Below are 9546 nucleotides of genomic sequence, written 5' to 3' on the forward strand. Positions count from 1 at the left end.
CAAGGGCTTTATGCAAGTGGGGCGGGACGGAACTCGTTGGGCAGTAGTTCTTTGTTGGGCAGCGGTAGGCAGACATTTTACTATCAACATTTATTCATACTTTCAGCAATCAAATAAAAAATGGGCTTACCGTCGGTTGGGCTGAAGGAATACTAATCCCCACCTGCATAAAGCCCCGGGCGTTATATGAAATTGTAATAGACTTTTTAAATAGTTACAATATTTATTTCTTCGCTGCACAATTCTGACAAAGTTTAGGGCAGACATAATATATTGTTTAGAAATAAGAACTGAAATATTTTTATTAAATAAGATTGTAATAGGGGATTTTGGAGAATTTTTTTTATAGTGATACCCATTCTTTTTAAGAATTTTGTTGATAAGACCTACAATAAGAATTGTATTTGCTGAACATTATTTAAAAGTTTTCGTTCAAACAAAGTAATTAACTTTTTTAGAAGTTAAAACAACTTGTAAGTCGAATGTTTGCTATCAGAAAATAGAAATATAGAAAAGGGGTTTGACTTATATTAAATGGTTAATTAAAATTATATTTTTTGAATTATCGTTTTTTGGAAAAGATAAATATATTTTCTAATAAAAAAGGAAAAGAAATATTGCAAAAAAATATTATTGCCTCAAAATAAAAGTAACTTTATACAATTAAAAACCCAACTTATGAAAGCATTATTATTCCCCTTATTATTAATACTTTTTCTTTCCTGCAAAAAAACAGACACAATAGAAGAACAATTGCCCCCAGCTACTCATACAGGTGCCGGAACTTTTGGGTGTAGAATTAACGGGAAAGTGTTTGTTCCTAAAGGATATAATGGTACGGGACGTGCTAACCCTCATGTTATTTATGATTACGATTTGCAGGGAAGGCCATTTTTGTCAATTGAAGCCAATAGATTTAAGGATCGCCAAATAGTTGGATCAATTTATTTACTATTTAGCGATATTTCTTCTGTTGGCAATTTTGAAATCCCGTCAAAACTTAGTTATTCTGTTGGGTGGATAGACATAATACCAGGGTGCGGAATGGGGAGTCTTGATACAACCGTTATTGCAAATGGCTTAGGAGTAATTACTAACTTGAATGTAAACAACAGAATAATTAGTGGTACTTTTAACTTCAATGCAATTAAACTGGGTTGTGACACTGTTTATATCACCGATGGACGATTTGATATAAAACTTTAATTAACCTAAATACTCCTATATGAAAAAGTTTTTACTTAGTCTGATTACAATATTTTTATCTATAGTTTCTTTTGGTCAATCTGGGGATCCTTTAAGAGATAAGTTGGATAGCATTTTCTTTAACATAAACAAGACGGTAATTCCAACAGGATATTTGCAAGAGTATGGTAGTATGTTTTTGCCTTTAAATTGTCTTAACGGATTGTTGAGCGACAGTAATAATATTGAAAACTTAGATATTTGGCGATATGCTTACTCTGATTTGTGAACATCAAAAATAATATCTTCTTTTCCTCAAATGATTTCATTACCTGCTGTTAATAACTTAATTGATACTAGTAGGTCAAAAGGCAATTCAACTGTGGCCGTACTTTATGGACAATATGCATCGCTTAAACCAAATTCTCTTAGTTCTAATTTATTAACCTTAACAAACCAACAATTTTACGACGTAGCTGGCCGTTCCCAAATTCCATATCAAACCAATAATCTTTTTGCAGCTTCTGTTTCAGAAAGGTAATTTATTAATACGGTTACTCTAAAATTTAGTACGGATCTTTATTTTACAAATACCTCTGCCAGCTTAACGGGTTTATATGTAGATTTTAAAGATGGTTTAGGGTACATTAAAATTACTTCGGCAGGAATATCTAAGACTTATTCTGATAGTACCGGGGTAAAGCCAGTGGTATTTAAAGCAACATTAAGTAATGGGCTAACACTGTATTGCAATAGTAGTATTAATGTAAAAGTGAAAAATATAACGGCTGAAAGATATATTGATACCGATCCTTACAAAACAACTATTGATATTAAAACCCTTCCAAATGCTTCTGCTTATAGCGATTTTCAAGATAAACTTCAAATTCGTTATAGTTTAAGAAATCCCACTCGCAATTATTCAAACCCCGCTTTACGCAAATTGCGCAAACCACTAATATATGTTGAAGGGTATGATGTTAACGGAAAAAGTGGGTTTAAATTCCTTGGTAATAATTACGGAGAAGATTTGGGATATAATTTGTTGAATTTGATAAGGATAGACAATTTAAATCAAACAGAAAATGGAGAATGGGTTAAACTTTTCAATGCTCCTATACCTTATAATTATGATTTTATGCATGATTTAGATGATATTGCTGGTTATGACCTTGTTTTTGTAAATTATAACACAATGCGTAGCATACAAGACAATGCTCTAATGTTACAAAGAGTAATTGAGTGGGTTAATAGTCAAAAAGCAAGTATTGGCAGCACAGAAAAAAATGTAGTATTAGGTGTAAGTATGGGTGGGCTTGTTGCTAGATATTGCCTCGCACAAATGACAAGAGCAAATTTCAATAGTACTGATACTAAACTGCTAATAACTCATGATAGTCCTCATCAAGGTGCAAATGTGCCATTGGGATTTCAATATTTTTTATATGACCTCGCCTATTCCAGTGTTTTAGGAACATATATAAAGGATCAAAAAGAAAGTTTAAATGACTTTTTAAAATTAAATGAAAAACCAAGTACCCAACAATTGCTTAAGGCAAGAGCAACCGATATCGCAACACCCAATCCCTCATTCCCATTAATAATGGATCATAGTGTGGGTACTGTTTTTAATACTTTTTTAAATGGCTCAAATAATGTGTACCATCAAATGGTTGATCTACCTGCAAATCAAAGGCCTTGGAAATTTGTTGCAACATCACAAGGAAGTCAATGTGGTATAAATGTTTTTGATGGAAGCAATATTTCAATGGCTAATCAGGATGCTACTTTTGCAATTTTTAGAGTTTGGGGAGGAATAATATTTGGTTCTCAGTATTGGCTTAACACAAATATAAAATCTTTACCGGTATCAGGATCAGCAACAATTTTAAATTACAAATTTGAAAGGCGTATAAAAATTCTCGGTATAGGCTTTGGCTGGAAGACAATGAAAGAAGATCAAAAGCAAAATCCAGATAATTATGTTAATTGGGATGGAAGTCCTGGAGGTACTCAAAGTATAAGGTCAAGAGCTAGTGCAGCTCTTTCTGGAGGCTTGGAAGCTCAAACTCCCTTTTGGATTAGTCCCATTGTATTTGCCGATGCAGGACTTAGTCTAACTATAAATCAGGATGTTTTCTCTTTTGTAAGCACAACTAGTTCCTTAGACGCTCCTGAAGGAACTTCTCTTAACACCAGTTTCAACTTTGTGCAAAATGGGCTTGGTATCGCAAGGGTGGATAAATTTATTGCTCAAGAATATTTCCCTGTTGTTCAACAATATAATATTGGACATACAGATTATACTCGACGTAACGCAAAGTGGATTTATAATGAGATGGAAAATATTTTGCAAACAAATACCTGCGAAGATATTTGCGCATTGCCAATATCAATAACCGGCCCTGAAAAAGCTTGTGGCGGAATATATACCGTTCCATTTACTATCGGAGCAATATATAACTGGCAAGTATCTCCAACCGGATCTGTGAATTTAATTAATCCTAGTACACCTAATGAAATTAGTGTTGGCACCTATAAAGGAACTTATGGAATTTATACAATTGTAGTAAATATTACTGACGCTAATGGCTGTAATATAGGAAATGGGTTGAAAACTGTAGAACTGGGATTAAAGCCTCCTTATCCCGCCGGTCCCTTCGACCCTCAAACAAATGAAGAGTTGATTGCAGGTTATCCAAATATTTCATATTATTTTCAAGCATCCGAAACTAGCAGTGACTATGGCCCATTTACTTATACATGGAAACTAACTCCTCCAAATAATAATCCGACAAGTCAATACTTTGGACCAACTCCCATTATAAGTTTTCCTTCTACTGGATATTATACATTAAGTTTAAAAAAGCAATCTTCGACATGTAATAATGTAACTGTTACTCGTACAGTTGTAATAATACCTAATTATGGGGGCTTTGTAATGGGACTAAATCCTAATCCGGCTTCTTCCACTGTTACAATAAGTTATGGTGACAACGATGGGCAAAGTACAGCTTCAAAGGGAGTGAAAAGTGCTGTTAGTTTAACAATAAATATTTATAATCAGCATGGAGTAAGAGTTTTTCAGAAACTCAATGCTATTGGCAAAAAAATAAGTCTAGATATATCCATGTTGCCTAATGGAGTTTATATTGTGGAAGGTATAACAAATGAAGGCAGAAAAGGAATCAAGAAAATGGTGATTCAACGTTAAATGGAGATGAATTATGAAGCTCAAAAAAATCTGCCTTCGATTAATGAATTTTGAGAGGCAGACTTTTTTATTAGAGTGTCTAATTTTATTCTGAATAATTTTTTTAGTTTTAAATAAAATAATTGGGATATCTGAAATTAAAATTGAAATAAATTATTTTAAAAAGCATATTCTTATTTTTTAATCATTCCTTATTCAGAAGAATAATTAAATATAATTCTCAAATTCATACAACATTGGCTTGCTACAATGCTGGCAGACGAATAAGAGTTCATCATTTTATCTTTGTTCGGCTTTGGTTCCAGCGGACGGAATTCTATTGAACATTTGTTTACAACTTCAACATTTTATTTATAAATTGGGCTTCGGTTCCGGCAGGACAAGCTTCAAATACCAGCACTGCAGCAAGCCTCAAACGTTAGGCGGCATTTTAAAGCGGCAGTCCGTTGATTAAAGAGCATCGAAAAGACAAATTATTCGTATTTTTGAGGTATGACAAAAAAGCCACTTTATACTATCGGACACGGCAATAGAAAGTCGGAAGACTTTCTTGCTTTGCTGAAGGAATTTGGCATTGAATACCTCATTGATGTTCGTTCCCAACCATATTCAAAATTTAATCCGCAATACAATCAAAATGACCTTAAATTCCTTTTAGACCGTAACGGAATAAAGTACGTTTTTATGGGCGACAATATTGGCGGTAGACCTAAAGACACATCTTGTTACGACAGTGAAGGAAAAGTTGATTACGAAGTAGTAAAGACAAAGGATTTTTTCATTAATGGAATCGAAAGGTTAAAAACAGCTTACAGTAAAGACATCAATGTTGTAATTATGTGTAGCGAGAGTAAGCCTTGTGAATGCCACAGAAGTAAATTAATTGGCAAAGTTTTAAACACAGACAATATTATTTTAAAACACATTGACGAAAACGGAAAAGTTAAAGACCAAGCAACTGTGATAAACGAACTTAACAAAGGGCTTTCTGCAATTGACTTGTTTGGTAATCCTTTAAACGCTACATCAAGAAAAGCCTATCAATAAGCATGGAATTTTTTACAATCGGTGTTTACAACTCTACAGAAAAAGAGTTTTTCGATAAACTTATCCAAAACAATATTGATACATTTTGCGATATAAGACAACGTAGAGGTGTGAGAGGTGCAAAGTATTCCTTCATAAATAGTAACAGACTTCAAGAAAAACTGAATGACCTAGGCATTAAATATGGCTATGTTCAAGATTTAGCACCAACAACAGAAATTCGTGAATTGCAAAAAGAAATTGACGCTGAAAAAGGAGAGCTTAAAAGCGAAAGACAAGAATTAGGGAAGGTCTTTATAATTGAATACAAAAATAAAATATTAGGCAACTTTGATTTTGAGAGGTTTTTTGACAATCTTGACAATATTGGAGCAAATCGAATTGCACTTTTCTGTGTCGAGGAACATCCAGAGGCTTGCCACCGTTCTATTGTGGCGGATAAACTTCAAAACACTTTCAATTACAAAATTAGTCACCTATGAAGGAAGTTGTCATAATTCTTTCTAAAACACAAATGAATAATAATCAAGTTTGTGTCGGCGGCTTAACTCTCAAAGGGAGATATGTAAGGCTTCTTGATGAAGATGGACATAATCAACCCGAGAATACCGATTTAGAACCTAAGCAAGCATGGGAAATTGAATTTACAGAACGTCCTCATAATGTACCGCCTCATGTTGAAGATATCATTGTGAAAAATAGAGCACGAAAAGGTAGCTTAAAGGACGACATTACTATTAAAGACTTTATAGAAAAGCGGAAAATCCCAATTTGGCGTGGACATCCTGACAACCTTTTTGACAATTTAATTCAATGGACTGCAAGTGGCAGTGGATATATTGACGAGGACGGTGGAGTTCCAGAACATAGTGTCGGCTTTTGGATAAGCGACAGAGATTTAAGAAAAAAAGAATACAAAGGAGTAAGATATCAATATCCTTCATCTAGCGGTTGGCGAAGTATTAAATACAAAGGACTAGACGAGCCAGTAGAAGTTATTCCTGCGGGTACTTTAATAAGAGTATCATTAGCAAGATGGAAATCTTTTGAAGAAGGTGAAACACCAAAGTGTTGGCTACAACTTTCGGGGTGGTACGACTTAGGAATACATTCAGATGAACATGATGACCTACCTTTTTGAAAAATAAAAACGAACGCCCAACAAAAGTATTTGCAAAAGCAGGGCTTGACAATGTAACATCAGCTATATGCAGACATCAGCAGTAGTTCCGGCTCGACGTTCAATGTTCAACTTTAGTTCATAACTTCAACAACATATTTTCAAATGGGCATTTGTACCGGGCTGGACAATCAATGAATTCCCTGCCTTCGCAAATACTCGAACGTTAGCGGTCATTGTATAGTCCTGAAATAGGTTGACTCCCAAAAAGTGGATAAGTCAACTAAAAACAGGACAGAAAATGAGTAAAAAACAAAGCTCCAACCGGCGAGGTGAACAAAAATTATTCTACACCGAAGCCTTTAAACAGAAAATCGTTAATGAAGTATTGAGTGGTAAACTCAATAAGCGCCAGGCTTCGCTGATTTATGGCATCAGGGGCAATGCCACCATCCTTTACTGGATAAACCAAAGCCGTGGTCTGCGGGGGTATGAAAAAAGAACGGCTCCCCTTGCTAACTTTGCCGAAATGAAAAAGAACATCCACGACAAAAAGCTGGAAGAAGAAAACAAAGAGTTGAAAGAGCTGCTCCGGGTGGCAGAGCTACGTGCCGATCTGTGGCAACATGCCATTGAGATTGCGGAGAAAAAGTTCAATATCGACATTGTAAAAAAGTATGGTGCCCAACAATCAACTCCTTCCAAAAGCAAAGGCCAAAAGAAAAAGTAAGCGAAATGTGTTGCGTTTTTGGACGAAGTAAACAGGCTTATTATAAGCAGTTGCATCAAAACGCCGGGACCTCTGTAAAGGAAGAAGTTATTGTTGGGCTAATCAAAAAGAAGCGTGAAATATGGAAACGGGGCAGCGGCAGAAACCTGCACCAAAGCCTCCTGAAAGAAATGAAGGCCCACGACATAAAAATGGGGCGGGATAAGTTCTTTGACCTGCTTAGAAACAACCATTTGCTCATCAAATCAAAACGTTGCAGAACGAAAACAACCTGTAGTTACCATCATTTTAACCGTTATAAAAATTTAATAGAATCCGTTACAGCATTGCGTTGTAACGAAATATGGGTATCAGATATCACGTATTTGTGGCTAAAGCCACAGGATAAGTTTTGTTACCTGAGTGTGATTACTGATTTATATTCAAGGAAAGTAGTTGGCTATTGTGTACATGAATCATTAAGCGTACAAGGCTGTATAGATGCTTTAAAAATGGCTGTAAAAAGCAGAAAGGATAAGACCCTGCCATTGATTCATCATAGCGACAGAGGCGTACAATACTGTTGCCATGCATACGTAAAGCTGCTGCAAAAGCATCAGATACAAATCAGCATGACACAAAGCGGTGACCCGCTGGAGAATGCAGTAGCCGAGCGGGTACATAAAACCATCAAGGAAGAATTTACCGATGACAGGCAAATAAATTTTTGTAATATTGATGAAGCAAAAACAGAGATTAAAAAGTTCATTGAGTTTTATAACCGGCAGCGGCCACACAGAAGTGTGCAATGGTTAACACCCCACGAGGCTTACCAATGCACAGGTACTTTAAGACGGGTTTGGAAAACTTACCGCCGTAAAGCACTTCAATGGGGAGATTTGGTAAAGGCATAGGCTGAAGAATGACAACAAAAAAGGTTGCCTGTTAAAGACAACCTTTAGCAAAATGAAGAATCATTCCACAGCATCAGTTTATTCCTTCCTGGCTTCAGATCTCCCCGGAACTAAACACCAGGTCTGCTTCAACTGATAAAACAAAGATGAACAACTAAAAGCAAAACGTAAAACACAGGTATCTTATCCCGCTGTGGATAACGTGAAAAAGAGTCAACCTAAATCAGGACGAGGCACATTTGACCGAACCTCAAAAATATTTTAGAGCGACATGAACAATTACATGAAACGAATAGTTAATTATGGAGCTGTTCAAGGGGTGACATTTTTTATAATTATGACTGGCATCAGCTATTGGGTTGACAACATTAGCTTTCCTGAAGCTTTGATAATTGGATTTGTTGGAGGAGTAATTTTAGGAATTCTCAACTCTATTCTATTTTACAAATTTTCAGTTGCCAAATATGTGCTTGACGCTGTTTCGGTTGACCTTGACACGGACGAAAAAATACAATTTCAGACTCCTGCTAACTATACAAGTGGGACAGAACCAGTTAGTGGTAAATTATTTCTGACTAATAAGAGATTTATTTTTAAAAATCACAAAAACGACAAAAATGTGCAGCAATTTTCGATTGACCTAGAAGACCTAAAAAAAGCTGACACCTACAAAACGCTTGGATTTTTTGAAAATGGTCTTAATATTTACACTGCTTCTGGTGTGACACATAAGTTTATTGTGGACAGATTACGACAATGGATTTTACTGGCAGCCAAGAAAGTTGAAATTAGACAGGAAAATTTAGAAAGTAGCAATTGACATTTCACTCAATTCTTCAAGAAAAGAAAACGGCTTACAACAATAGTATTTGCAAAAGCAGGGCTGGACAATGTAACATCAGCTATGTGCTACTATCAGCAGTGGCTCGGGCTGACATTTATAAATTTGGCTTTTAGTTGGTAACTTCAACAAAATATTATCAATTGAACATTTGTACCAGGCTGGACCAGCGATGAATTCCCTGCCTTCGCAAATACTCAACGTTACACGCAATAGCAGACAATCCTCTTTTCAATTCAATGCATTTTACAAGAAAGACCTTTGAAAACTTATAGCTGTTGGAAATATTTATTTTACGAGACTCGGAATATCTTACAATATAGAACTCACATTATTTACGCTGACGTTAATTTAAACAGTTTATTTCTTCATGACGATGTTTAAAAATATGGCGTTGACATTTTAAAACTTTGCTAGAAATATTACGGTAAGAATAATTCAAAAAGGAATCATATTGTTTAATGGGACAAAAATTAGTATGCAAGAATAGAATATTTAAAAGTGCTAAATAGCAAG

At 35.2% G+C, this 9546-nt stretch carries 8 protein-coding genes; all 8 read left to right on the forward strand.

Translation table 11 applies throughout. From position 1 onward, the window contains the following. The first annotated feature begins 678 nt into the window (after positions 1-678). The 8 genes from JST56_03385 (at position 679) to JST56_03420 (ending at position 9009) form a co-directional block, all read left to right on the forward strand. On the forward strand, positions 679-1206 hold the full coding sequence (locus JST56_03385) for a hypothetical protein (protein ID MBS1988011.1): 528 nt from the start codon (positions 679-681) through the stop codon (positions 1204-1206). A gap of 685 nt (positions 1207-1891) precedes the next feature. Beyond that, positions 1892-4399, forward strand: a complete 2508-nt coding sequence (locus JST56_03390) for a T9SS type A sorting domain-containing protein (GenBank protein MBS1988012.1) — start codon at positions 1892-1894, stop codon at positions 4397-4399. Between the two features lie 492 nt (positions 4400-4891). Further along, a complete protein-coding gene (locus JST56_03395) occupies positions 4892-5446 on the forward strand; it encodes a DUF488 domain-containing protein (GenBank protein MBS1988013.1) in 555 nt (184 codons plus the stop codon). 2 nt (positions 5447-5448) lie between these two features. Next, positions 5449-5928 carry a DUF488 domain-containing protein gene (locus JST56_03400; GenBank protein ID MBS1988014.1) on the forward strand — a complete coding sequence of 160 codons (480 nt, stop codon included), beginning with the start codon at positions 5449-5451 and terminating at the stop codon, positions 5926-5928. Further along, positions 5925-6587, forward strand: a complete 663-nt coding sequence (locus JST56_03405) for a hypothetical protein (GenBank protein MBS1988015.1) — start codon at positions 5925-5927, stop codon at positions 6585-6587. The genes JST56_03400 and JST56_03405 overlap by 4 nt, the downstream gene beginning before the upstream one ends. A 280-nt stretch (positions 6588-6867) precedes the next feature. After that, positions 6868-7296 (forward strand): transposase, encoded by a 429-nt coding sequence (locus tag JST56_03410; protein MBS1988016.1) that lies wholly within the window; start codon positions 6868-6870, stop codon positions 7294-7296. Between the two features lie 5 nt (positions 7297-7301). Next, positions 7302-8189 (forward strand): IS3 family transposase, encoded by an 888-nt coding sequence (locus tag JST56_03415; protein ID MBS1988017.1) that lies wholly within the window; start codon positions 7302-7304, stop codon positions 8187-8189. Between the two features lie 283 nt (positions 8190-8472). Beyond that, complete coding sequence (locus JST56_03420) at positions 8473-9009, forward strand: hypothetical protein (protein MBS1988018.1); 537 nt, start codon at positions 8473-8475, stop codon at positions 9007-9009. Positions 9010-9546: the final 537 nt, after the last annotated feature.

Source organism: Candidatus Dependentiae bacterium (assembly GCA_018266175.1).
GTDB lineage: Bacteria > Babelota > Babeliae > Babelales > RVW-14 > JAFEAY01.

Bases quoted from the DNA above. Each gene is read 5' to 3' on its own strand.
- JST56_03385 (MBS1988011.1), top strand. From the start codon at position 679: ATGAAAGCATTATTATTCCCCTTATTATTAATACTTTTTCTTTCCTGC.
- JST56_03395 (MBS1988013.1), top strand. From the start codon at position 4,892: ATGACAAAAAAGCCACTTTATACTATCGGACACGGCAATAGAAAGTCG.
- JST56_03400 (MBS1988014.1), top strand. From the start codon at position 5,449: ATGGAATTTTTTACAATCGGTGTTTACAACTCTACAGAAAAAGAGTTT.
- JST56_03405 (MBS1988015.1), top strand. From the start codon at position 5,925: ATGAAGGAAGTTGTCATAATTCTTTCTAAAACACAAATGAATAATAAT.
- JST56_03410 (MBS1988016.1), top strand. From the start codon at position 6,868: ATGAGTAAAAAACAAAGCTCCAACCGGCGAGGTGAACAAAAATTATTC.
- JST56_03415 (MBS1988017.1), top strand. From the start codon at position 7,302: ATGTGTTGCGTTTTTGGACGAAGTAAACAGGCTTATTATAAGCAGTTG.
- JST56_03420 (MBS1988018.1), top strand. From the start codon at position 8,473: ATGAAACGAATAGTTAATTATGGAGCTGTTCAAGGGGTGACATTTTTT.